Source organism: Arsenicibacter rosenii (genome assembly GCF_001870735.1).
In the GTDB taxonomy this organism is placed as follows: domain Bacteria; phylum Bacteroidota; class Bacteroidia; order Cytophagales; family Spirosomataceae; genus Arsenicibacter; species Arsenicibacter rosenii.
Genome location: NZ_MORL01000004.1, coordinates 1 through 22,556, shown reverse-complemented (window position 1 = coordinate 22,556; position 22,556 = coordinate 1). Strand labels below are relative to the sequence as shown.

21 protein-coding genes are annotated in these 22,556 nt (G+C 52.4%); 5 read left to right on the top strand and 16 right to left on the bottom strand.

From position 1 onward, the window contains the following. Positions 1 to 18: 18 nt before the first annotated feature. On the top strand, positions 19 to 360 hold the full coding sequence (locus BLX24_RS09170; RefSeq protein ID WP_071502838.1) for a cupin domain-containing protein: 342 nt from the start codon (positions 19 to 21) through the stop codon (positions 358 to 360). Here the strand turns inward: BLX24_RS09170 and BLX24_RS09165 are convergent. From BLX24_RS09165 to BLX24_RS09150, 4 genes are all read right to left on the bottom strand, one after another. Then, positions 350 to 1,162, bottom strand: coding sequence for an alpha/beta hydrolase (locus tag BLX24_RS09165; protein WP_071502837.1), 813 nt, complete (start codon positions 1,160 to 1,162; stop codon positions 350 to 352). The two genes, BLX24_RS09170 and BLX24_RS09165, sit on opposite strands and share 11 nt — an antisense overlap. A 125-nt stretch (positions 1,163 to 1,287) precedes the next feature. Then, on the bottom strand, positions 1,288 to 2,712 hold the full coding sequence (locus tag BLX24_RS09160; protein WP_071502836.1) for an arylsulfatase: 1,425 nt from the start codon (positions 2,710 to 2,712) through the stop codon (positions 1,288 to 1,290). Between the two features lie 73 nt (positions 2,713 to 2,785). Continuing rightward, positions 2,786 to 3,184 carry a response regulator gene (locus tag BLX24_RS09155; RefSeq protein WP_071502835.1) on the bottom strand — a complete coding sequence of 133 codons (399 nt, stop codon included), beginning with the start codon at positions 3,182 to 3,184 and terminating at the stop codon, positions 2,786 to 2,788. 194 nt (positions 3,185 to 3,378) lie between these two features. Further along, positions 3,379 to 4,500 (bottom strand): MBL fold metallo-hydrolase, encoded by a 1,122-nt coding sequence (locus BLX24_RS09150; protein ID WP_071502834.1) that lies wholly within the window; start codon positions 4,498 to 4,500, stop codon positions 3,379 to 3,381. Positions 4,501 to 4,686: 186 nt separating this feature from the next. On the opposite strand from BLX24_RS09150, the gene BLX24_RS09145 reads away from it, so the two are divergent. Further along, on the top strand, positions 4,687 to 6,663 hold the full coding sequence (locus BLX24_RS09145) for a sensor histidine kinase (RefSeq protein ID WP_083421885.1): 1,977 nt from the start codon (positions 4,687 to 4,689) through the stop codon (positions 6,661 to 6,663). Here the strand turns inward: BLX24_RS09145 and BLX24_RS09140 are convergent. From BLX24_RS09140 to BLX24_RS09130, 3 genes are all read right to left on the bottom strand, one after another. Beyond that, on the bottom strand, positions 6,596 to 8,311 hold the full coding sequence (locus tag BLX24_RS09140) for a M14 family metallopeptidase (protein WP_071502832.1): 1,716 nt from the start codon (positions 8,309 to 8,311) through the stop codon (positions 6,596 to 6,598). The genes BLX24_RS09145 and BLX24_RS09140 overlap by 68 nt on opposite strands. A gap of 99 nt (positions 8,312 to 8,410) precedes the next feature. Continuing rightward, positions 8,411 to 9,844 (bottom strand): Gfo/Idh/MocA family protein, encoded by a 1,434-nt coding sequence (locus BLX24_RS09135; RefSeq protein ID WP_071502831.1) that lies wholly within the window; start codon positions 9,842 to 9,844, stop codon positions 8,411 to 8,413. A 62-nt stretch (positions 9,845 to 9,906) separates the two neighbouring features. Next, positions 9,907 to 13,542 carry a carboxypeptidase regulatory-like domain-containing protein gene (locus BLX24_RS09130; RefSeq protein ID WP_071502830.1) on the bottom strand — a complete coding sequence of 1,212 codons (3,636 nt, stop codon included), beginning with the start codon at positions 13,540 to 13,542 and terminating at the stop codon, positions 9,907 to 9,909. A gap of 141 nt (positions 13,543 to 13,683) precedes the next feature. On the opposite strand from BLX24_RS09130, the gene BLX24_RS09125 reads away from it, so the two are divergent. Both BLX24_RS09125 and ypfJ read left to right on the top strand, forming a co-directional pair. Next, the gene (locus BLX24_RS09125) at positions 13,684 to 14,367 is read left to right on the top strand and encodes an MCP four helix bundle domain-containing protein (protein ID WP_071502829.1); all 684 of its coding nucleotides are present in this window, start codon (positions 13,684 to 13,686) and stop codon (positions 14,365 to 14,367) included. A 109-nt stretch (positions 14,368 to 14,476) separates the two neighbouring features. Then, positions 14,477 to 15,337 carry a KPN_02809 family neutral zinc metallopeptidase gene (gene ypfJ / locus BLX24_RS09120; RefSeq protein WP_071503190.1) on the top strand — a complete coding sequence of 287 codons (861 nt, stop codon included), beginning with the start codon at positions 14,477 to 14,479 and terminating at the stop codon, positions 15,335 to 15,337. A 91-nt stretch (positions 15,338 to 15,428) separates the two neighbouring features. Here ypfJ and BLX24_RS09115 read toward each other — a convergent pair whose 3' ends face one another. The 5 genes from BLX24_RS09115 to BLX24_RS09095 form a co-directional block, all read right to left on the bottom strand. Beyond that, positions 15,429 to 15,737, bottom strand: a complete 309-nt coding sequence (locus BLX24_RS09115) for a hypothetical protein (RefSeq protein WP_310590776.1) — start codon at positions 15,735 to 15,737, stop codon at positions 15,429 to 15,431. A gap of 156 nt (positions 15,738 to 15,893) precedes the next feature. Continuing rightward, positions 15,894 to 16,124, bottom strand: a complete 231-nt coding sequence (locus BLX24_RS09110; protein ID WP_071502827.1) for a hypothetical protein — start codon at positions 16,122 to 16,124, stop codon at positions 15,894 to 15,896. Then, a complete protein-coding gene (locus BLX24_RS09105) occupies positions 16,121 to 16,684 on the bottom strand; it encodes a phosphonate degradation HD-domain oxygenase (RefSeq protein ID WP_143092631.1) in 564 nt (187 codons plus the stop codon). The genes BLX24_RS09110 and BLX24_RS09105 overlap by 4 nt, the downstream gene beginning before the upstream one ends. Before the next feature lie 149 nt (positions 16,685 to 16,833). Further along, a complete protein-coding gene (gene pyrE / locus BLX24_RS09100) occupies positions 16,834 to 17,466 on the bottom strand; it encodes an orotate phosphoribosyltransferase (RefSeq protein ID WP_071502825.1) in 633 nt (210 codons plus the stop codon). Between the two features lie 16 nt (positions 17,467 to 17,482). Further along, entirely contained in the window at positions 17,483 to 18,772 is a 1,290-nt protein-coding gene (locus BLX24_RS09095) for a hemolysin family protein (protein WP_083421884.1), read from the bottom strand. A 186-nt stretch (positions 18,773 to 18,958) separates the two neighbouring features. Here BLX24_RS09095 and BLX24_RS09090 point away from each other — a divergent pair, with 186 nt between their 5' ends. Further along, positions 18,959 to 19,630, top strand: coding sequence for an NUDIX hydrolase (locus tag BLX24_RS09090; RefSeq protein WP_071503189.1), 672 nt, complete (start codon positions 18,959 to 18,961; stop codon positions 19,628 to 19,630). 16 nt (positions 19,631 to 19,646) lie between these two features. On the opposite strand, the gene coaD is transcribed toward BLX24_RS09090, so the two are convergent. From coaD to BLX24_RS09070, 4 genes are all read right to left on the bottom strand, one after another. Beyond that, on the bottom strand, positions 19,647 to 20,111 hold the full coding sequence (gene coaD, locus BLX24_RS09085) for a pantetheine-phosphate adenylyltransferase (protein WP_071502823.1): 465 nt from the start codon (positions 20,109 to 20,111) through the stop codon (positions 19,647 to 19,649). 153 nt (positions 20,112 to 20,264) lie between these two features. After that, entirely contained in the window at positions 20,265 to 21,146 is an 882-nt protein-coding gene (locus tag BLX24_RS09080; RefSeq protein ID WP_071503188.1) for a DUF3822 family protein, read from the bottom strand. Between the two features lie 74 nt (positions 21,147 to 21,220). Then, on the bottom strand, positions 21,221 to 21,682 hold the full coding sequence (locus BLX24_RS09075) for an NUDIX domain-containing protein (RefSeq protein ID WP_374755000.1): 462 nt from the start codon (positions 21,680 to 21,682) through the stop codon (positions 21,221 to 21,223). 149 nt (positions 21,683 to 21,831) lie between these two features. Continuing rightward, on the bottom strand, positions 21,832 to 22,269 hold the full coding sequence (locus BLX24_RS09070; RefSeq protein WP_071502821.1) for a CBS domain-containing protein: 438 nt from the start codon (positions 22,267 to 22,269) through the stop codon (positions 21,832 to 21,834). Positions 22,270 to 22,556 lie beyond the last annotated feature (287 nt).

Below are 22,556 nucleotides of genomic sequence, written 5' to 3'. Positions count from 1 at the left end.
AATCGTAATTATTGTAGTATGACCACTGAACAAAAATTAGTTGTCCGCGACGAAGATGTGGCCTGGGAGCAGGTAGGAGACGGTGTCCGGCGCAAGATTCTGGCCTTCGATGCCAATCTGATGCTCGTAAAAGTTGCCTTTGAAGCGGGTGGAGTAGGGGCGATTCATCACCACTACCACACCCAGATGAGTTATGTCGAAAGCGGTCGCTTTGAAATTACGATCGACGGCGAAAAGCATATCCTGAAACAGGGCGACGTTTACCACATGCCACCAAACCTGCCGCATGGTGCACTGGCGCTCGAAGCAGGGGTGCTGGTCGATGTCTTTACGCCTATGCGCGAGGACTTTATTTCTTAAAGCCGCGCCGGAAGAAGAGCAGGTGGTATTCGACGTTTTCGCGCCAGTATGCCCATGTGTGTGCGCCCGGCCGTTCGATGTAATCGTGCTCAATCCCGCGCTCCAGCAGCTTCTTGTGCAGATTGCGGTTTACCTCAAAAAAGAAATCACCGGTGCCGCAGTCGATAAATAAGCGTAGGTCCTTATTCTTCAGACTGTCGGCAACGTTGATAACCGTGTTACGCTCCCAGTTCTCCGGGTTAGTCCCGATCTCACCCAGCGATTTTTTGATCTCCCAGTTATTCGGGAACGGCCGGATATCCACCCCGCCGCTCAGGCTACCCGCCTGCCCGAACGTATCGCGGTGCCGGATTGCCAGATAAAGGGCTCCGTGGCCACCCATCGACAGGCCGGTTATGGCCCGGTGGTCGCGGTCGGCGAGGGTGCGGTAATTGCTGTCGATATACCCCGGCAACTCCTTACCGACAAATGTTTCATACCGGAGCGAAGGCTCCAGCGGACTGTCGATATACCAGCTGTTGGCCCCGCTCGGGCAAACGATCATGACCCCGTATCGGTCGGCCATCAGCGCCAGTTCGGGCACCTGCTTAATCCAGTCACTGTATTTACCGCCATAGCCGTGCAGCAGATACACAACCGGAAACCGATCGGTACCCAGTGTGTACTGATCGGGTGAGATAATGACGCAGGGAATACTTTTGTTCATGGCAGCGCTCTGCACCTGAATAGTATCCACGCGGCCGGCCAGTGCCGTGAGGACGAAAAAAAGCAATAGGGAGAGGGTGAGAAAAATGCGGTTCATGGAGAAGTATAATGAGTAATGTAGAATGAATAATGGATAATGAAAAATGGATAATGAAAGTAGCAAATGAGATGCAGAGCCACCATTATACATTGTTCATTCTTCATTGTCCATTAAATATGTGTTTAGTTTTCAACAGAATTCCAATCGAATAATTGGTTTTCGGCGGGGGATTTGGCGGCGGTCAGCAGGGCACGCATCTCCTTTACTTTCTGCGGATTCGCGGCGGCCAGGTCACGGGTTTCGCCGGTATCCTTGCTCAGGTCGTATAACTCCACGGTTTCGGCTTTGCCCTTGTTTTTAAACCGCACCAGCTTCCAGTTGCCTTGGACAATGGCTTCCTTAAAAGCGCCTTCGTTGAATTGCCAGAACAGATACGGATGGGTCTGTGTCTGCTTTTTGCCCTGTAGGGTCGGCACAAACGACAATCCGTCAATAGCTTTTGGTGAGTGTGTGCCAGTCAGTTGGCCAACGGTTGGCAAAATATCCCAGAAGGCCCAGATCGCATCGCTTTGGCGGTTGGCCGGTACGCGTCCCGGTGCCCGCACGATCATCGGTACGCGGATGCCGCCCTCATACAAATCCCGTTTAATGCCCCGCAGGGGGCCGCTGCTATTGAAAAACTCAGGGTCCCCGCCGCCCTCTTTGTGCGGCCCGTTGTCGCTCGTGAAGAAAACATAGGTATTGTCGTCGAGGCCCAGCTCTTTCAGCAGACGCAACAGCCGGCCGACATCGCTGTCGAGTTTATGCATCATAGCTGCAAAGGCCGCGTGGGGCTGTAACTGCGTGCTGTATGTCCGGCCGTTCTGGTAGAACGGGGTTTCGGGCGGGAGTTTGCTGCTGCCATCGGCGTTCAGGAACGGCTGCATGTAACTGGCCGGCGTTTTCAGTTCGGCATGCGGAATCGTAACAGGCAGGTACAGAAAAAACGGTTGATCTTTATTGGATTTCACGAACGAAAGCGCCCGGTCGAAAATAAGGTCGTGGGTGTAAACCGTGGTGTCGAGCGAAAGCTTGCTGATTTTCCGGTTCCTGACCTCAAACAGAAAATTGGTGAAGTAATTGTGCGCGTGGCGCTGGTTGAGGTAGCCCAGAAACTCGTCAAACCCTTTACGTTCGGGCGAGCCGCCATCGTCTTCGCGGCCGAGGCCCCATTTACCGAACATGCCTGTTTTGTAGCCGGTGGCCTGAAGACGTTGGGCCAGTGTTGTATCCTGAGCCCGGAGGGAAACATCGCCGTTGCCCCGCACGTAGGCGTGGCCCATGTGTTTGCCCGTCATCAGGGCGCAGCGGGAGGGGGCGCAAACCGTACTGCCTGCGTAAAAGCGGGTAAACCGCGTTCCTTCTTTCGCCATCCTGTCCAGATTTGGCGTCGGTATGCGGTTTTGGGCGTTATAGCAGCCGAGGTTCCCATACCCGAGATCATCAGCCAGAATAAAGATGATATTCGGCCGTTTTTGCCCGTTTTTTTGCTGAGCGCTGGCCGTCGATAAACCGAAACCACTGAGAAGGGCACCGGCAAGACAGAATACGGAGAGGAATTGTCGCATGGTGCAAGTATAAAGTACCTGCACCAAGACAACAAAAAGTATATACTAATTCATGGCAAATCTTCCGGAAACGTCAGGCACTAAGCCATTTTTCCCGGATATGACCTGCCAGTTTAACCAGTGAGGTAAAATTACCCGGCTTGGTAAAATATTCATTGGCACCCAGACCCATTGACGAACTGATGTCGGACGGGCTTGACGAGCTGGAGAGGATGATAACCGGAAGCTGCCGGAATTTTGGCATCAGCCGGACTTGTTCAAGCGTTTCCAGACCGGTCATCGGACTCATGTTCAGGTCCATGACGATCACACGGGGTGGTTCGTTGGTGGCATGAAGTCTGGCGAGCAGTTCGTTTCCGTCGTCGAGCGTACAAACCTGTAGGTTTGGATTAGCCTCCCGGAACGCTTTTTTGAACAGATACTGGTCGTCAGCATCATCGTCTACCAGCCATATAGATTGGTCAACTTTCATGGGAATAAGCAAAGTACAAGTTAGAAACCAAGAACATCGTATACACGCATCCCGGCGTTTTGGCGGCCGGTTCAATCATCCTGAAGGATGCTGTATTCGTTAAGCATTCACGTTATTGGTAGCGTTCAATGGGGAGTTACTTAATCAAAGGTAGCATTAAAATGATAAATAAGACATAAAAATGTACGAATTTGTCATTCCCACCATTGAGTTTGAGGCATATAGACATCCAGGACCGTCACCTCACCGATTCGGGGAGTAATTAGTGTTGTGCCCAGTTCTGCCGACTTTTTGGTAATGCGCCGGATGGGTTCACGCCACGGATGGGGAGCCAGATTAAATTTAGCCCAGTGGATCGGGATCAGCTTTTTGGCCTTTACATCAACCTGTGCCTGCGCCGTTTCTTCCGGCATCATGTGGATATTGGCCCAGGCTTCATTGTAGGCCCCGCACTCAAGCAAGGCCAGGTCAAACGGTCCGTATTTTTCACCGATTGTTTTGAACCCCGGATAATATCCCGAATCCGCTCCGAAATAGACGCGTCGTTCCCTGCCCAGTAATACCCATGAGCTCCACAGGGTGCCGTTTCGTTTGAAGCTACGGCCGGAAAAATGGCGGGAGGGCGCACAGACCAGTTCCAGATCGCCCAGTTTGGCCGATTGCCACCAGTCGAGTTCGGTAATGTAGGCGGGATCAATACCCCATTTCTCGAGGTGAGCGCCAACGCCTAACGGGACAAAAAAGCGTTTTACTTTTCCCTTTAGCCGGAGAATGGTCGGATAATCGAGGTGGTCGTAGTGATCGTGAGACAGAATAACAGCATCAAGCGGCGGCAGGTCATCGACCGTTACGTGATGGTCATAGTTGAACCGCTTAGGCCCCATAAATGAAAAGGTAGACGCCCGTTCGCCGAAAACCGGGTCGGTCAGGATTGTTTTGCCTTCCATACGAATCAGCACCGACGAATGGCCGAACCAGGAGACCGCCACTTCGGTGGCTGAGCCGGGGCCGGTAAATTTCGAGTGATCAAGCGGGACCGTTTTGATGGGTTGGTCCGGTTCTGCTTCCGGAAAACCTACCAGCATCTTGTAGGCAGACGAAGCCATGAGCGAAACGGGTATTTCCAGCGGAGTGGGGACGAGGTTCTGAAAAACGCCGTCCTTATAGTTTGGTGAGGCTTCCATACGCTTGAGGCGTTCGCCGGCCGGGACAGCACCCAGCTGCGGGGCGGTATTCAGAAAGATGACAACACCAAGGGCGGCAACCACTAAAATACCGAGTATCGTATAAAGTATCATTTTAGGTTTTCGTTTCATCAAACAGGGCAGATTATGCGCTGAGTGGGAAACAGCCCGGCAGGCAACCCGGTTCCCGGAAATATGAAAGAACACTGGTGCACTTACGGCATTATTGTGAGATTAAACCTATTTAGTGGCTATTGATTATGCGGGAAGAGTTACATCTTGCCAACTTATTTATTCCGTTTTTGGTCCGACACGGTAATGACAGACTTCGAGCGCGCGTCTCCGTCGCTGCAAACAAAACTATTGGATAACTTACCGGACGCTATTGCCTGGCTTGTGCCTGTTTCGGATGAACAAGGTGAAATTCAGGACTTTGTCTTTCAGTATGTAAACCAGAAAGCACATGAAGTAACTGGCGAGGGGTTTACCTGCGAAGAAGGCTTATTGCTGGTTGCAGACAACCAGTCAATCGCCGGGTTTGCCGAAACGCTTTTTGACCAATATAAGGAAGTATTTCTGACCGGGATTACCAAAGAATACAACTATTATAACCCCCTCGTAAAAAAATATTTCTACGTAAACCGGAAACGCTGGGAAAACGGTGTGCTCAGTATTACCCGTGACCGTACGGCCGAAATTGATGCCGAAACAGTGGCACGGGAAGAGCGCCAGCGGCATATTGAACAGCTTCAGTTTGTGACAGATAGTTCGTTGACTGCCATTGGTTTATACGGCATTGTCCGCGATCCGGAGACGCGTGAGGTGATTGATCTGCGCTACGAACTGATTAACCAGATGGCCGAACGGATGACCGGCCGTAAAGCGGCTCAGTTGGTTGGCCGTACGATGCGGGAGACATTTCCGGGTATTGAAAAAAGCGGGATCTGGCAACTCTACAAAAAACTGGCGGAGACCGGCGAGTCGATCCAGTACCACAATCATTATACGTTCGATGGCTACGATCTCTGGTATCAGGTACAGGGCGTACGAAAAAATGAACACATTGTGCTCTCGTTTCTGGATATCACCGAGCTGAAACGATCCCAGGAAGAAAAACAGCAGCAGGCAGAATTGCTCAACAGCATGCTGACAAATGCGCCGATCGGTTTTGCGCAGTACGAGTCGATACGCGATGCATCGGGGACCATTACCGATTTTAAGGTGCTGCTGATGAATCAGATGGTGGCGGAAATTATCAACAGTACCGTTGAGGAGGCCCTCAAAACCACCTTGCTGACCATTTCGCCCGTTCTGAAAACAACCGGTGCGTTCGATAAGTACATCGATGTGGTTGAGAAAGACGAACGGATGGAGGTCGACCGGCATTTTGGCAATCACTGGTACCGGTTATCGGCTGTTAAGTTCGGGGACGGCTTTATTCTGGCCGGCATCGATATTTCGCAGAGCTATCAGGATCAGTCGCGGCTGGAAACGATAAACAAAGAACTGCGGCGGTCTAATGAGAGTTTACAGCAGTTTGCCTACGTGGCCAGTCATGACTTGCAGGAGCCGCTGCGGAAAATTCAGTCGTTCGGAGATTTGCTGCTGAATCAGTTTGAACCGCAGCTGGGTTTAACGGGCCGGGACCTGATCGTACGGATGCAGTCTGCTTCGGCCCGTATGTCATTACTGATCCGTGATTTGCTGGCATATTCGCGGGTGAGTACCCACCGGGAGGCGTTCCGGGTGGTGAACCTGAATGAGATCATCAGCGAAGTACTCGAAGATCTGGATGTGGCGATGCGGGAGACCAATGCCAGTGTCTTTTGTGATCCCTTGCCATCCTTATCGGGGGATGCGGTTCAGCTACGGCAGTTGTTTCAGAATCTGATTGCCAACTCCATCAAGTTCCGGCGGGAACATACCCCGCCCGTGATTCAGATTACCTGTCAGGTGCTCTACGCCGGTGAGGCACCGGCACCGTTAAACGAGGCCGGTGGATCCTGTTATGAGATTACACTGACTGACAACGGAATCGGTTTTGAACCCCGGTATGCAGAACGGATTTTTGAAGTATTTCAACGCCTGCACACCAGACAGAATTATTCGGGTACAGGCGTTGGTTTATCCATTTGCAAGAAGGTGGCCGAAAATCACGGAGGCACCATTGTTGCGGAAGGCCACCCCGACGAGGGAGCAACCTTCCGGATTTTCCTGCCGCAACTAGCTACTCAAGCCGGTAAACCGGATACCGGGTATGCGTTCGCTCGTAATACGGGGAGTACCGGTAAATAAACTCCAGCTGTGCCCCGGCACTTTCGGCAAAGGCTTTGTCGGCTGCTTTTTTCTCTGCCAGCAACTGCTGTAGTTTGGGGTCTTTTTTCAGCAGATCCGCCGCTACATCCTCGAATACATAGGCCGAAAAGTGCTCTTTCTGATCGAGTATGCTGTCGAAAAAATTCCAGGCAAAAAACGAGTCAGTGCCCTGAGGTTCGAGGGTCTCCACGATATACCGGTTGCTAACCTGATTGGTCGGGACAAGTACGTCGCCGGCATATGCCTGTATCGTCAGCGTTTCGGTGCGTACCTGTACACCTGTGTGCAGGAAATGACCCTCGTAGGGGCGGGCGGGGCTCTTCACATCCGTAACATAGTAGGCGTTAACCGTCAGGGTGGAATCTTTCCGGAGCCGTTGCAGTCGGACACCGTTGCGCTCCAGCCGCTCGATAATGGCTGTCCAGCCCTGCGGAATCAGGTAGGCGTTCGGGCGTTTGACCTGGACATCCGGCACAAAGTAGTTCCAATAGGCAATCTGCTTCCGGAACGGGGCCGACCGGTCATAATACAACCGTTTCAGACCCGACACATCACTGGGTTTGTAATCGGCACGGAAGCCGGCAAACGGGATCGAATCCGTTCTGGAACGGTCTGACTTCCAGCTCACGGCAAACGTCGGCTGGGTTGTCAGCGCCTGATCGGCCTGTTGCTTGTTGGCCACAATTTTCGTTGCATCGCGCTCAATGAGTTTCAGCGATTCTTCCATAAACGCACGCGTACCGTCTACCCGCGACGGGTAGTCTTTCAGCATGTGCAGTTCGACCACAAAGCTGAAGCAGTTGAAGAGAGCAGCGTATCCCGACGAGTAGCGCGGCATGTCATTGAAGCCTGCAATGCCGCTTTCCGGCGTATTCGAAAAGTTGTTTACATAAGGCACCGGCTCAAACCGGCGGGCAGTCAGGGCTTTGTCCAGCTCCGGCTGAAACGACTGGCTCATATAGCCGGAAACCAGCGGATGCAGTTTATCTTTCTGTGTGGCAAAGTAAGTCAGAATGTGCTGGTAGTCAGCGCCGTTGCTGGTATGGTTGTCGATCATAACATGGGGTTTCAGCTCCTGAAACATCCGTTGCCACGACCGTGCGTTTTCTGTGTCGTTTTTGATAAAATCGCGGTTCAGGTCAAAATTACGGGAATTGCCCCGGAAGCCGTATTCAATCGGGCCGTTCTGGTTGATACGCGAAACACCGCGGTTCAGGCATCCGTCGACGTTATAGACCGGCACGATGGCCAGTAAGACCTGTTTGGGTAGCTTGCCTGTCTTCAGCATGTCGCGTACCCACATCATCGTGGCGTCGATGCCTTCGGGTTCGCCGGGGTGAATGCCGTTGTTGATCAGCAGGGTAACGCGCTGCGGGGTTGACCGGAAGTTTTTATCCGCCGCTATCAGGAAGAGGTGAAGCGGTTTGCCAATGTCCGTTTTGCCGACCTCGATTAGCCTGGCCTGCTCATATTGCCGGTCGAGCTGTTTATACCAGTCGATCACTTCGGCATAGGTGGCGGTTTCCCGGCCTTTGGTTTTTTCGTAGCGGGTAACGAGCGTGGTGGTCGATTGAGCAGGGGCAAAAAACGGCATGAGGCATGCCAGCCAGAGGAGATGTTTAGTCATGTTGATCGGGAGTAGCGCGCGGCCGGTTTAAAGGCCCGAAAATAAGCGCAAAAAGGCGCGGATGAAAGTCCGCGCCTCGTTGGTCAGGCAGAAAACACGTTACTTTTTCTTCGCAGCAGCGGCCACCGGTTTCTGCGGGGCAGGCTTTGCGGGGCCGGGGCCGGTTTTCTGAGTCATGGTCACGGGGTCCCAATACACGACTTTTTTCTCGAAATAACTTTCATTGCAAGCCAGCACCGGTGCTGCCGCGCGGAAACCGAAAACCGGATCTTCAATCGTTCCCTGGCTGCCTTTCCGGATGTTATCGAAGAAATCCCCGAAGTGGCGGCCGTGGGCATCGTCGTTTTTCGGCGATTCAAACCGGACTTCTTTGACCGGTTCGGCGGTTCGGGTCTCGGGCGGGTATTTCGCGTCGTACTGTTTGGTAAACTCCTTCTGTACATCTTCGGTAAACGTGAAATAACTGTCGTACCCTCCGTAACCGGGTGCCAGCGGCAGTTTTTTCTTCGTCATAATGAGACCATTTTCCGAAAATTCGATCTGTCCCTCGTTGCCGATAATGCGGGTCATGTTGTTGATCTTGCCTGCATTGGCGAAGTTGACCCGTAATACCATCTGGAACGCTTCGTGTTGATCGGATTTGGGGTAATCCATTACACTCGTCATGACATCCGGTACATCGCGGCCATCTTTCCAGTAAGCGAGGTTCCCGGACGAATAAATCCGGTTCGGTCCCATTGAATTTGTGACGAAGTGGACCCCTGTAATGAGGTGCACGAACAAGTCGCCGGCCACGCCGGTGCCATAGTCGCGGTAATTCCGCCAGCGGAAAAAACGGGCTGCCTCAAACGGGCGTTTGGGGGCGTCGCCCAGAAAACGGTCCCAGTCAAGGGTTTGCGGAGACGCATCCGTCGGGATCGAGTAGTTCCAGGCACCAATGGCATTAAACCGGTCGCTGTTCGATTCGATGTAGTTGATGGCCCCGATGTCGCCGGCCTGTACGAGTCGTTTGGCCTCCTGAAAGGCAGCGCTGCTGATCCGCTGACTGCCTACCTGCATGGTTTTTCCAGACTTTTTCCAGGCATCGATAACCGCTTTGCCTTCATTGATGTGGTGCACCATCGGCTTTTCGCAGTAGACGTGCTTTCCTGCTTTCAGGGCGGCAATCGTAATGTGGTCGTGCCAGTGGTCGGGTGTGACAATCAGCACGGCATCAATGTCTTTGCGGGCAAGGATTTCACGATAGTCGCGGGTAGTAAACAGGTCTTTGCTGAACGCCGTTCGGGCATGTTCAAGCCGTCCGTCGTACAGATCGGCCACGGCAACCAGTTCAACATCCGGATTGCGGAGAGCAGCCTGTGTATCGTAATTTCCCTGAATCCCCATGCCGATGGTAGCAATCCGGATTTTATCGTTGGGGCTCACCTTATTCAGATTTCTGATGATGGAAAAAGGCCTTGCCATACTCTCGGTTGCGGCCACTACGGTAGTAGCCGTGACACCTTTGATAAAGTTGCGACGCGTCGGTTGCATGCTTGTCAGATCGGTTTAAACGTATACGGATAAAAGCAGCCGGGGCGCCGGATATACCGGCGTTAGTTAAGCGGCTGGCTAATGGAAACAGGGTCGCCTGATGGCGTAATGCCCTGAATCGTAATACGTGTCCGGGCCGGCAGTTTTGGTACCGGTAACTGTGCTTCAAAACGACCCTGCTTGTCGGTAAAGGCGGCCGGAAACCAGCCGATCACATCCTGCAAAGCCGGTTGTGCCGGTGTTCGCCCCGCAGGATAGCGGGTGGTAAAAAAGTCGCGGTAGACAGTGTAACCCGGGAGTTTGTAAAAGGCTGTACTGCCTGCATTGCTGGTTGTGCCAGCTCCCTGACGGGTATAAAAAGCGATAATACCGTTATTACCCCGGACTCCGTATACACTGGCTGTAGCGCTTTTCAGGATCTCAATACGTTCAATGTCAGCCGCCTGAAACAGGAGCAACTGCCGCCCATCGTCATCCTGAACCGGATAACCGTCAATGAGGAATAACGGATTGGAAAACGTATTACTGACGACTTGTTTGGCCGTATACGGATTGGCATCCAGCGAGCGCGCTGTCGCATTAATACTGGTGACCCCTGCCGTTGGGCCAACGCCGTAAATACGGACATTATAGGCGAGACTCCCTTTGTTGTCGACCTCGGTCACGCTGATGCCTGACAGGTTGCGAAGCAGCGTGTATAGACTTGTCTGACCGGCGCGCTTCTGGTCAGTAATAATAATAGTCTGATCAACGCGGTCATGCATACTCCGTCTGCGGATGCTTTCAGGGCGCTCATCAGTGCCCGGTGCCTTCACGATGACTTCTTTCAAGAGTTTGCTGCCTGCCTGCCGATACAGAGCCGGATCTGCCGATTGCCGCTCACGGCCACCAGCCAGCAGAGCGGTCAGCGTGGCCGGTACCGGATCGATGGGTGACAGCATAGGGCCGGGCAGAAATGTCCCTACATTATTGTCAAAAATGACCTTTGCCTTGATCTCTCGTTTAGATGCATCAGAAAGCTGAACCCGCAGCTGCGTTGAATCCGTCAGGACCAGTCCGTGTATAAGAAAACGCCCCTCCTTGTCGGTAAAGACTTCCCGGACCTGCCACTGCGGTCCGCCGATAACCGACAAGACCATCTTCAGTCCGTTCAGCGGCTCATTCTGCAGGTTGACCACCTGTCCCCGTAAGGTTATATTGCCGGTTTGAGTGGCTTTCGCTGCCACATCTATAACCGGCTGCACGCGAAAATGCCGCCACCCCTGGGTTAACAACACCTGATCAAGTGCCTGATAGGTTTTCCGGGAACGATTCCGGAAATAGACGCGGGGCTGCTCCACCACACCGGATAATTCGCCGGTCAGCAACAAGTGTACGGGTATGTCAGCGGCCATGGTATCGGCCGGTACCTGCGCGTCGCTTGTAACGGCGACCGATAACAGGGCCTGCACAGGAACAGGTGTGCCATCGCTCAGCCGGAGGGTAATGGTGGTTTGATTGGCAGCCGGAGCCGACGACAGATCAAAACCAGCCTGAATGGCTGGCCGTCGTTCAGGGATGAAGACAAGCCGTTCGGCCTGCGGACGGCCCAGCGAATCGTACACTGTCAGTTGTGCAATGCCCGCCGGAAATTTAGTGGTGTTAATTGTCAGCTCTGCCGGTTTACCCGATAATCCCAAAACCAGTGCATCCACTACCCGGCCACGGCTTTGGGCAATCAGGTAGGCAGTGCTGTGCTGATAAGCCTCCGAACCCATAATGCGTACCAGAATCTGACTGGAGTCCGCGGCCAGGCTGGTGCGCAGCGTCAGGCCTTCGGGAAGGGAAGCCGGGAGGGTAACCTGCCCGTTTTGCGGAGCTTGCAGCTTCGCTGTAAGCTGCTGCGACGGAGCTGGAGCCGCCGTTAATTCGGCCAGTCCAAAACCAAGGCCATTGGTCTGAAAGCGTGTAAGTTCCTGACCGGCAGCGTTAAGGATGTGCCCTTGCACGGATTGTCCTTTCCCTTCTGCATTAATGGCCCTGATTCCTAAACGGACAGGTAAGCCAGCCACCATATGCCCGCCTTCGGGTAAGATCTGGATCTCAAGGTTACCTTGTACAGGCAGACTACTGGCTGGAGATGACGATTGTGCAGTTGATTGCAGAACAGATATAGTGCGCTCGAATGCCGGACGATTACTGAACCGGTCGGCATCGGAGTAGGCGCGGAGTTGGTACACGCCACCAGCCAGCGAATCCGGCAGATATACAGAACCTTCGCCCCGGCCGGTATGGATGGCAACCCACTGCTGGCTCACCAGCTGCCGGTTTGCAGACCAGAGTTCAAGCCGCACGGCCGGTCCGGTATCGCTGGTATCGGGCTGATGAGTCTGGCGTTGCAGGGCATACACACTACACCAGATACGGTCGCCGGTGAGGTATACCGGTTTATCAATATGGACAAATAACGCCTTGCTGCCCGATACCGGCGACGTGTTCCAGGCTCGCCGGAGCGAGTCAATTCGTTTGTCGGCAGGACGGATTAGCGATGTGGTGAGAGCTGGCAGGTTGGTTTGGGGGACCTGTTTTGACGGTTGAGTACCGTTTACGGGTGTTTCGGGAGCCCAGTCATCAGGTAAGGCATTGGCCAGCCGGTCATTACTCAGATACCCGCGTGCTTCAAAGCCATTGGGTTTCACAATGAGCCCGCTTGTGCTGATGTCGATGGAACGTTGCGGAAAAACCAGTTGTGAGTAAGCATATTGTGCATCGCGGTAGGGGGAAAAGCGGGACGATACCGGCGTATAGAAAACCACCAGCGGCAGGTAGCTCGTCAGCACCCGTTCCGCCGACACCTGACCGGCCGTTAGTGCGGCCTGTGCATCAAACGGTTTGAGGTGATTGCCCAGCTCGCTGCTCAGCATCGGTACGGAGTTTTTGGCAATAGGTATGGTAATGTCTTCACGATAGACCAAAAATTTCTCTTCTTCCAGCCGGTTTTGCAGGAGCGCGGTCATAAAATGGCGCAGTGACCCGCGGTAGGCCTGCAACCGGTTACGCTGCCACTGACGTATTTGTTTGTCTGATGTAGGTGTGAGTTCAGTAAAAAGCGGGAGACCTGCATAAAATGTGCCGCGGCCCGGCTCAAACCGGAAGTTAATGAGCTGGTAGGTAATCCGATAGCCCAGCGACTGATTCTCAAACTGGAGGGGTTCGGCTGCACGGGCTGATAACACGCCGGCGGTTTCTGTAAAGCTCAGCACTTCGGCGTTGAGCAGGCGGCAGTCGCCGGCAAACGGCGATTGGCCAAGCAGTTCTTTTTCGACGGTACGGGCGCGCTGAAGCCATTCCTTATCCCGTTTGGCCACAACAACCAGTTCCTGCAACATCGTGATTCGCAGGGCCACATCGACCGGTTTGCCGGTAGGGCGCAGGCGTTGCCGGAAGGGTTCATAACCCGTAAAGGATACAACCAGTTCAACCGTATTCTGCGGAACGTTGGGCAGCACATAATTACCTTTTTCATCGGTCGTAGTGCCTTTGGTCGTTCCGCTCAGATATACATTGGCCGCCGGGATGGGCTGATGTGTTTCCGCATCGGTTACCGTGCCGCGGAGTGTCGTGACTGGTACCTGTGCTGCCGCTTTGTTTCCTGCCAGCCACCAACCGGTCAGGCAACACAGAAAAACCAGCAGACGCGTGATATGCACGGATTTCATAGACAAGTTAAGGAGCTTAACACTGTTTTGGTAAACTAACCGCCCACCGATTAGGTGTTATTATACAATTTTTTGTAGGTTCGTTACAAATATAGCAGTCTGCCGGACTGCTTCTGCGTAATACTCAATAGAAAAACGGTTATGAAGTGGTCATTTGTCATTCAACAGAAAATCAAGGCGGCTCTGCTCTTAAGCGGCATCATGGCCATCATCACGCTGAATACCCTTATTTCCCGAAAGAATATCCGCAGCATCGATCAGTCGTTCTCATCTATTTATGCCGACCGGTTGATGCCTGCCATTGATATGGTGTACCTGACAGAAAATCTGTTCAACAAGCGCATTGCCCTGCAAAAGCAAATGATTCTGGGTCGTTCGATTGATGAACCTTTGTTTATCAGCCAGCAACGGCTACACCAGCGGCGGATTGACTCCCTGCTGACGGCCTATGAAAAAACGTTTCTGGTCGACGGAGAAACCAGAGGACTCCGGCTCTTTAAACAGCAGCTGGCTCAATACCGTGGTCAGGAAACGGAATTGCAGACATTGTACCGCAGCGATAAAACACAGGCACTGGATGAACTGGTAAAAGGGAAAAATGCCCAAACGTTTCAGGCGCTGATGGGAGAGGTACACGAACTGACTGCCATTCAGTCGGCTGAAGGGAAAGCGCTGATGATGGAGTCAAAAAGTGAGTCGTCGGTCTTTAACCTGGTATCAACGATTCAGATTATCAGTGCCATTGTGATTGGCCTGCTGATTCTGGGGCTGATTCATCAGTCGAAGCTGATAAATACCGATTCGCAGCCCTTTCACCTGAATTGACATTTAGTCAATAAACCTAACAATGATCAGATAAAGTGGTTTGCTGGTTAGCAAGAAGTCACGAAACATACTTACTTTGGGCTTCATTTTAACCAAAACAACAGAGACCATGCGTTGGATAGGAAGACGTGAAAGTGATAATGTAGATGATCGCCGGGGCGGCGGCGGAGGAACCGGAATGGTGGTCGGCGGCGGTATCGGGACACTGGTTATTGCCCTGATTGTGATGCTGCTGGGCGGAGATCCCTCGCAGGTATTCAATCAGTCGGGGTCTGATCAGGTCGCGACGGAAGCACCGGCCGGCCCGCAGGCAGATGACGAGGCCGCTAAATTTGTTAAGGTGGTATTAGCCGATACCGAAGATGTCTGGACCAAACTGTTTGCCGGTCAGGGCGAGCAATATCCCAAACCGATAATGGTGCTTTTCCGGGGGCAGACACGATCGGGTTGCGGCATGGCCTCTGCCGCATCGGGACCTTTCTACTGCCCTGCCGACCAGAAGTTATACATCGACCTTTCGTTTTATGATGAGCTGACGGAGCGCTTCAACGCCCCCGGCGATTTTGCGATGGCCTATGTGGTGGCACACGAGGTCGGGCATCACATACAACATCAGTGGGGCATTCTCGAAAAAGTGAACAATGCCCGTGGTCGTGTGAGCGAAGCCGAATACAATAAATTATCGGTTCGTCTGGAGTTACAGGCCGATTTTCTGGCCGGTGTGTGGGCGCATTACGCCCAGAAAACACTGAAAACGGTCGAAGACGGTGATATCGAAGAAGCAATGCGTGCCGCTAATGCCATCGGGGATGACCGGCTTCAGAAAGAGACACAGGGCTATGTGGTTCCCGACGCCTTCACCCACGGCACATCGGCTCAGCGGGTATATTGGTTTAAGAAAGGCTTCCAGACCGGTGATCTGAATCAGGGCGACACCTTCAACAGCCGCGAAGACCGGAATCTGCAGTAAGCAACCGGTTTGTCATACCTGAGCCGGCGAGGGATCTCGTATCGTTGAACGTGAAGAGATGCTTCGCCGGCTCAAGTATGACAATAACCGGTTAATTCTGTTGCCGGCGATAGTGTTCGGCGCGCTGTTCGGCCGGATCGTCCATCTTTGTTTCTCCGGTTTTGGGGCCCGTCTGAATGTTTGACCAGTCAAAAGGTTTGCCGTATGGGTTCATGACTTTCTGAGGGTCAACGATGCGTTTGTCAGGCAAGACAACCGTATAGGGTGAATAATCCGGTTTGTCGGTGAAAAAATCCTGCAACAGCGAAGCCGTCTGGTCATATTGATTGACGTACGGCACGCCCAGCGTGTTATAAATCACCTTCAGAATGGAGCCGAAGTTGCCGTGGGTGTGTGACACGTACCCGCGCTTTACATAAGGGCCTGCCATCATCAACACCGAACGATGCCCGTCAATATGGTCAACACCGCCCTGCGGATCGTCTTCGGTAGTCCGGTACCCGCGTTGGTCTGAGTGTGGGCAGATCCACGACCGTCACAACACCGTCGTGAAGCGTTACTGCATGCCGGCCGTCGGGGGCAATGGCCAGTCTGAAAGGATCGTTGGTAGTGCGTACCCGTTCCCGGCGGGTGTGACCAGGCGGCCGCTCGGTAAAACGACCCTGCGTCCGCCGGTGTCGATCTGACAGAACTGATGACGTCCCGGAACCTGTAGCGTCTGGTAGGTTTTTTGGGCCATAGCCGGCGTTATGGCGCAGACGGCTAGTACCTGAAAAATTCGTTTCATGCCTGATTCAGAAAGCGTTCACACACCTGAAGATAATGCCCGAGGGAAGGCGTCAGGGCGTCGGTATCTTTCGCCAGTTCGTCCCAGCGGCGCATTTGCAGAATACCGTGGAAAAAAGGATTCTGCTCGAAAGCCGCCGCTTCTTCCGGACTCATGGGACCACCCTGAAAGGTGAGTGTCTGCAGACTGGCTTCCGACAGGTTGGCCAGGTAATCGGGGTTTCTTGCCACCAGATAGCGTTTCGCATTGACATGGTGCTCGATCAGCTGCGCGGTTTTTTCGGAGAATCCCCGTTCGCGCAGATAGTCGGCCGCCAGCTTTTCATGGTCGACGCGGCCGTAGCCATCCATATGCTCTTCGGCAACGTCCGATGGCAATAAATGGCCGATGTCGTGCAGCAGGGCGGCAATGATAAACTCGTCATCGAGCCCGGCCCGTTCGGCCAGGTGGGCACACTGAAGGGCGTGTTGCAGTTGCGTAACGTCTTCACCATAATAGGCTTCCTGCCCGTTCCGGTCGAACAGGGCGGTAATGTCGGCCATGGTTTGCTGGGTATTCATGTCGGGGAAAGATGAGATTCAGGTCACTAACTTACGGGAAAATTACCGCGGAAGGCCATTCCGTATATGAAATTTCTGTTAATCAGCCCTTAACGAAAAAAGAGGCAACCCCGAAGGTGATGCCTCTTTTTTCTATGCGGTTTGGCGGGTTAGCCTTGCCAGACCGCCGGATTTTCACGCCATGCATTCAGCGACGCCATATCGGATTCAGAAATGTAATCGAGGGCGGCGGCTTCGGTCAGCAGTGCGGTATAATCGCTCAGGCAAACGAGCTTAACGGCTTTGTCAGTAAAGTTCTGATCGGCCACGGGAAACCCGTAGGTGAAGATCGCCACCATGCCCAGTACCTCTGCACCGGCCTGACGCAGCACATCGACTACTTTCAGTGAACTGCCACCGGTCGAAATCAGGTCTTCTACAACCACTACTTTCTGACCCTGCTCGATCCGGCCTTCAATCTGATTGCCCATACCGTGTTTTTTCGGTTCCGGCCGGACATAACAATACGGAAGCGCCAGAGCATCGGCAACCAGAACGCCTTGCGGAATACCGGCGGTAGCCACCCCGGCAATGATATCAGCCTCAGGAAAATGTTCCTGAACAGCCTGAGCCAGCGCATGCTTGATCAGCGTGCGGGCCGGCGGGTAAGACAAGGTAATGCGGTTATCGCAGTAAATCGGCGACTTCCAGCCCGAACTCCACGTAAACGGTTCCTGTGGCCGTAGCCGGACCGCCTTTACGTCGAGGAGCGCGCGGGCAACTTCACTTTTTATAGAATCCATACTAATCGCTACTAGATTATTCTTCAGAGAGTTTCTTCACCAGCATTTTGTCGATCCGGCTCTTGTCCATGTCAACAATTTCGAACTGGTAATTATGCCAGGTAAAGGTTTCGCCGGTCTGCGGAATATCCTTCAGGATATGCAGCGCAAAGCCACCGAGTGTATCGAACCCCGTCAGGTCGCGGCGGGTCTGAGCCGACAGAGTAATGTCGAAGTGTTCGATAAACTCATCAAACGGCAATTGGGCATCAATCAGGAAGCTGCCATCTTCGCGTTCCCGTATTTCGTAATTGAATTCGCTGGTTTCCGAAATATCCCCCACGAGCGCGTCCAGGATATCGTTCAGGGTAACAATGCCCAGCACACCGCCATATTCGTCGACGATGATTCCCACATATTGCCGCCGTTCGCGGAAACGTTCGAGTACCTGGTAGGCGCGGTTGTTTTCCGGAATGTACAGCACCTCGCGCTTCAGCGAGTCGAGGCGCAGGATTTCGGTCGACAGATCTTTTCCCAGCAGGTCTTTTGAGTAAATCAGGCCAACCACCTCATCAACCCCGCCGTTGCAGAGGGGATAGGTCGAGTGTTTATACTGAATGACTTTTTCGATATTTTCTTCGGCGGATTCTTCCAGGTCGAGATATACAATCTCCTGCCGGTTGGTCATCAGCGACGTAATGCGCCGGTCGCCCAGCTGAAACACGTTCTGTACAATTTCCTGTTCAATCTCTTCGATTGCTCCGCCGGTGGTTCCTTCCTGAATAAGGCTTTTGATTTCTTCTTCGGTAACTGCGCTTTCGTTTGGCTTAATCTGAAGAACTTTAATCAGCAAGTCGCTTGAAACACTCAGGAGGCTGATGAAGGGCGAGGTAATCTTAGAGAGGAAAATCATCGGCGCAGCCATGGTTTTGGCAATGCCTTCCGGATTCGACAAGCCAATCCGTTTGGGAACGAGCTCCCCCAGAACCAGCGACGTATAGGTTAGCATCAACAGCACTACAACAACGGCAACAGAGCGGGAGTAAGGTTGCAGGATATCAATTTGGGCGATGAAACTCTGAACGTCCGTCGTCAGCTGGTCACCGCTGAAAATACCCAGTAAGATACCAATCAGCGTGATACCGATCTGAACGGTTGATAAAAAGCGGTTTGGTGCGTTAGCCAGATCAAGCGCCACCTGAGCGCGCCGGTCGCCGTTCTTGGCAGCGGTTTCCAGTTTTGATCGTCGGGAGGATACCAGGGCGATTTCAGACATCGAGAAGACGCCGTTGAGTATCGTAAGTAAGAGTATTATGAGTATTTCCACAAAGGGAGAGAATTGGCCTGACGCAAAAATAGCATAAGTTCTAACTATGCAACAATGTTGGTTTTGCTAAATTTGCCCAAAAACTAGTTTTCAGCCGCCTCTCAGGCCATTTGTGAAGATAAGTTTGTTCATATGGAAACAAACCTTTTCGTCGGCAGAGAGGAGGAGGCTGTAATCGCACGCTACATGATTGTCTTTATTGACGACCGGCCCATTCGAATTATTGGGCGTAATGCAACTGACCGGCTCGAGAGCCACGATTATTTTGATAAGGTAATCGATGTCCGACTGGGTATTCTGAAAGAAAGTGCCTTACAGGGTCACTTGCTTCTCCTGAATGCAACTCCGTCTACGGCTGAAAAGCTGAACAGTTTACTCCAGAACGGCGATGCCTCACAGCTGCTGTCTGTCACGCTTGTCTGTATGGACAAAGAGGCGGTAGAGGACCGTTTCAAGGCATTATATAAAGTGGTAAAAGCAGCGGGCGGCGTGGTCTTTAAGGGCACCCGGATGCTGCTGATGTTCCGCCGGGGTGTTTGGGATCTGCCCAAAGGCAAACTCGACGACGGGGAATCCTCTCAGGAAGGAGCGATGCGGGAGGTGGAAGAAGAAACCGGTGTCCGTGTGGAGATCGAAGAAAAAATCTGTACCACCTGGCATACCTATACGCTGAACGGTAACCGGATTCTGAAACGGACCAAATGGTACCGGATGACCTGTGTCGATGACCGGAAAATGGCGCCGCAGGAAGAAGAAGACATTGAAAAACTAGCCTGGCTGGATGCCAGACAAACGCAGATGGCCTTGACCAATTCGTTTAGCTCGATCCGGTATGTGATCGAATCGTTATCAAAATAAGCGGTGGAAACACCGCTTATTTTTTTTGATCAATATTATACGGCAAAAAATTATCGATGTTTTTATGATACCGGTGTAAATCCCGGATGATACTCGAACTGATCGGAGCCAGATGGGGAGAGGTAATCAGAAAAACCGTTTCTACATCTTCGTAGATATACCGGTTTACCTGCGAAATGCCGTTTTCGTATTCGAAATCGGTGGTATTCCGTAACCCGCGTAATAGAAAGCGGGCACCCAGCTCGCGGGCGACATTAGCGGTCAGGTCATCATACGACACAACCCTGACCGCCGGGTACTCCCTGAATGTTTCTTCAATCAGTTGCTGCATGAGTTCCAGCCCGAAATAGCGTTGCTTATTCGCATTACGGCCAATACCGATAACGACTTCGTCGAACAGATTCAGGCCGCGCAGAACGATGTCTTCGTGCCCTTTGGTGAACGGGTCGAAAGAGCCCGGGAAAAGTGCGATTCGCTTCATTGACTCACATGAATGTGTCGGCGAATTAGCGAAGAAAAAAACTACAAACCTACAGGCGGGAGTAAAGAGTGAACGAGTGAATGAGCGAAAGAGCGAAGGCGTAAACGCATGATTCTGTAAAAAAGCAGATCGAACGTTCAGGTAATCAGGCGTTTATTGGCTGATGAGGCAGAGGCCGTACAGGCTCAGGTAACGGTGGTCGGGCAGTTCGTCAAACCCCGGTGCCAGCCGGAGCGGGGAAGGGGAATGGCCGAAACGGAGGTTAGGAAAAAAAGCCGCCAGCCGGGAGTACGTTTCCGAGAACGGCGTTAGCTCACCGAATAAAAAAGCGGTTAACACATCCGGTGTAAACTGTAGTTCGGCGATCAGATAAAGCAGGTAATAGACCAGATCGTCCGGGTTTTTATAGCCGAAGCGGTTCCCATATTTCAGCTGCCCGTTCTGACGGAGCATGACAGTCACAAATTCATTCTCAAAGCATAAGGTCATTACCGGACGCAGCCCTGTTTTCGCGTTGTCAGAAAAGCGGGAGGCTTCCAGAATGGTACTAGTCTGGTGCACAAACGATAACTGCTGCAACGGATACTGTGCGGAAAAAAAATCGCTGAGCTGATGATCCATGTTGAAGACCACATAGCAATCGTCGTGGCTGTGCAGATAAGCGGTCGGAAACTCGTGCGGCATCAGTTCGCTGCCACGCATAAAAGCCAGGTAGCTGCCTGCGTATTCTTTCCGGAAAAGGGGTTTGGGAATAAGGGTAAACGAGGGGGAGTTCACCGAAACCAGCACCTGTCGCCATGAGCCGTGTGACAGGATCTGATGCTGCTCAAAAATAGCCGGCAGCATGTCATGCGGTGCGCGATCATTCAGGAGCGACGGAAACATGAACTCTTCCAGCCAGACGCATAGCCCTGCCTTATCCAGCATGGCAAACCGGAACCGGTCTTTTGATACTTCGAGACACAGTGTCGCCTGTTCGGCAAGAACCGGATCAAAGGATTCCTGACGAATAGCAACAGTTGGTGAAGTAGACACGGTAGCGATCACGATAATTCAGGCAAAAAAGAGGATTGCAACAGCCTGGCTCCGGCCGGGCTGTTGCAATCCGGTTAGTGTAAGTATCCGCTCAGGCGGAAGACATCATCCAGTGACTCACACCGTTGAAAGAGCGTATGCACTTCTTCGGGCGGGTAGGCTTTGATTTCTTCAAAGTGCATCATCTGCACATCCTGAATGATTTGTTCGTCGGCACCCATTTCCGGGTCGAAACCCTGGTGGATGCTGCCGCCCAGGTTTTTTACGTCAAAAAATAATTCAAGCGCATGCAAAGGCGGCTGCATAAACTCGTTGACGAACAACAGATCACCAACCGCAATTTTCAGTCCGGTTTCTTCCGCAAATTCACGGACGAGGGCTTCATGCGCTGCCTCCCCGAACTGCGGACCCCCGCCGGGAGGGCACCAGAATGTATCGGTCGGGCCAATGCCACGATGGCGAACCATTAACAGACGATCTCCTTCGCGATAGAGGCCGCATACGCGCAGACGGAGCCGGTTGCCATATAATTTCAAAACCTCTTGCCGGGGTTTATCAAGTATTTCAGTCAAAATAATACCGGTGGTTAAAAAAGAGAAAAACAAATATAGTTACGAATTATGAATTCCGTAGAGTTGATGCGCCCGGAATTATGTGCCATGATCCGTAACCTGCTTTTCTGTTTTTAATACATACTACCGGTTATATAACTCTCAAGGGAATTAATTCGTGCCTTCTGGTCATTAATAATCGTTGACACCACGTCATTGATGGATATGATACCAATCAGCGTGCCTTCGTCAACGACCGGCAGGTGGCGGATGTGCTTGTCGGCCATGATCCGCATTGCGTCTTCGAGCTTATCGGTCGACGTGACGGTAATCAGTTTGCTGGTCATTACCTCATGAATGTGCGTTTCTTTGGAGGCCCGGCCCATCAGAATCCCTTTGCGGGCATAATCCCGTTCGGAGAAAATCCCCGTCAGGTTTCCATCGGCCATGACCAGTACGGCACCAATGTTTTTCTCGGCCATAAGCTCCAGAGCGTGATAAACCGATTCGTCAGGACTAACCGAGTAAATTGTGTTGATTGGCTTACGCTGCAAGATTTGTTTTATGTTCATGGTTCAGAGGGGTTTAGATAGGTTCTCAATTTACTCATATGAGAAAACATATCCAAGCCCTTTTACCCGGAAATTGGATCAATTCGATAGAATTCTGTACTACGTTGATGATTCTTCCGGATGGATATAGTTCATACCCGTCAGTCCGGGCCAAACTACCGGCTACATCATCACGGCTCACCCCGTTGGTCGTAGTGTAACCCACGGCCGCACGTTAGCCGGTCGCCGACCGGCGTACTATTAAAGAAAATCAGTAGCAATTAATCCAAGTTGCGAGATAGTTAATC

Bases quoted from the DNA above. Each gene is read 5' to 3' on its own strand.
- BLX24_RS09170 (WP_071502838.1), top strand. From the start codon at position 19: ATGACCACTGAACAAAAATTAGTTGTCCGCGACGAAGATGTGGCCTGG.
- BLX24_RS09165 (WP_071502837.1), bottom strand. From the start codon at position 1,162: ATGAACCGCATTTTTCTCACCCTCTCCCTATTGCTTTTTTTCGTCCTC.
- BLX24_RS09160 (WP_071502836.1), bottom strand. From the start codon at position 2,712: ATGCGACAATTCCTCTCCGTATTCTGTCTTGCCGGTGCCCTTCTCAGT.
- BLX24_RS09155 (WP_071502835.1), bottom strand. From the start codon at position 3,184: ATGAAAGTTGACCAATCTATATGGCTGGTAGACGATGATGCTGACGAC.
- BLX24_RS09150 (WP_071502834.1), bottom strand. From the start codon at position 4,500: ATGAAACGAAAACCTAAAATGATACTTTATACGATACTCGGTATTTTA.
- BLX24_RS09145 (WP_083421885.1), top strand. From the start codon at position 4,687: ATGACAGACTTCGAGCGCGCGTCTCCGTCGCTGCAAACAAAACTATTG.
- BLX24_RS09140 (WP_071502832.1), bottom strand. From the start codon at position 8,311: ATGACTAAACATCTCCTCTGGCTGGCATGCCTCATGCCGTTTTTTGCC.
- BLX24_RS09135 (WP_071502831.1), bottom strand. From the start codon at position 9,844: ATGCAACCGACGCGTCGCAACTTTATCAAAGGTGTCACGGCTACTACC.
- BLX24_RS09130 (WP_071502830.1), bottom strand. From the start codon at position 13,542: ATGAAATCCGTGCATATCACGCGTCTGCTGGTTTTTCTGTGTTGCCTG.
- BLX24_RS09125 (WP_071502829.1), top strand. From the start codon at position 13,684: ATGAAGTGGTCATTTGTCATTCAACAGAAAATCAAGGCGGCTCTGCTC.
- ypfJ (WP_071503190.1), top strand. From the start codon at position 14,477: ATGCGTTGGATAGGAAGACGTGAAAGTGATAATGTAGATGATCGCCGG.
- BLX24_RS09110 (WP_071502827.1), bottom strand. From the start codon at position 16,124: ATGAAACGAATTTTTCAGGTACTAGCCGTCTGCGCCATAACGCCGGCT.
- BLX24_RS09105 (WP_143092631.1), bottom strand. From the start codon at position 16,684: ATGAATACCCAGCAAACCATGGCCGACATTACCGCCCTGTTCGACCGG.
- pyrE (WP_071502825.1), bottom strand. From the start codon at position 17,466: ATGGATTCTATAAAAAGTGAAGTTGCCCGCGCGCTCCTCGACGTAAAG.
- BLX24_RS09090 (WP_071503189.1), top strand. From the start codon at position 18,959: ATGATTGTCTTTATTGACGACCGGCCCATTCGAATTATTGGGCGTAAT.
- coaD (WP_071502823.1), bottom strand. From the start codon at position 20,111: ATGAAGCGAATCGCACTTTTCCCGGGCTCTTTCGACCCGTTCACCAAA.
- BLX24_RS09070 (WP_071502821.1), bottom strand. From the start codon at position 22,269: ATGAACATAAAACAAATCTTGCAGCGTAAGCCAATCAACACAATTTAC.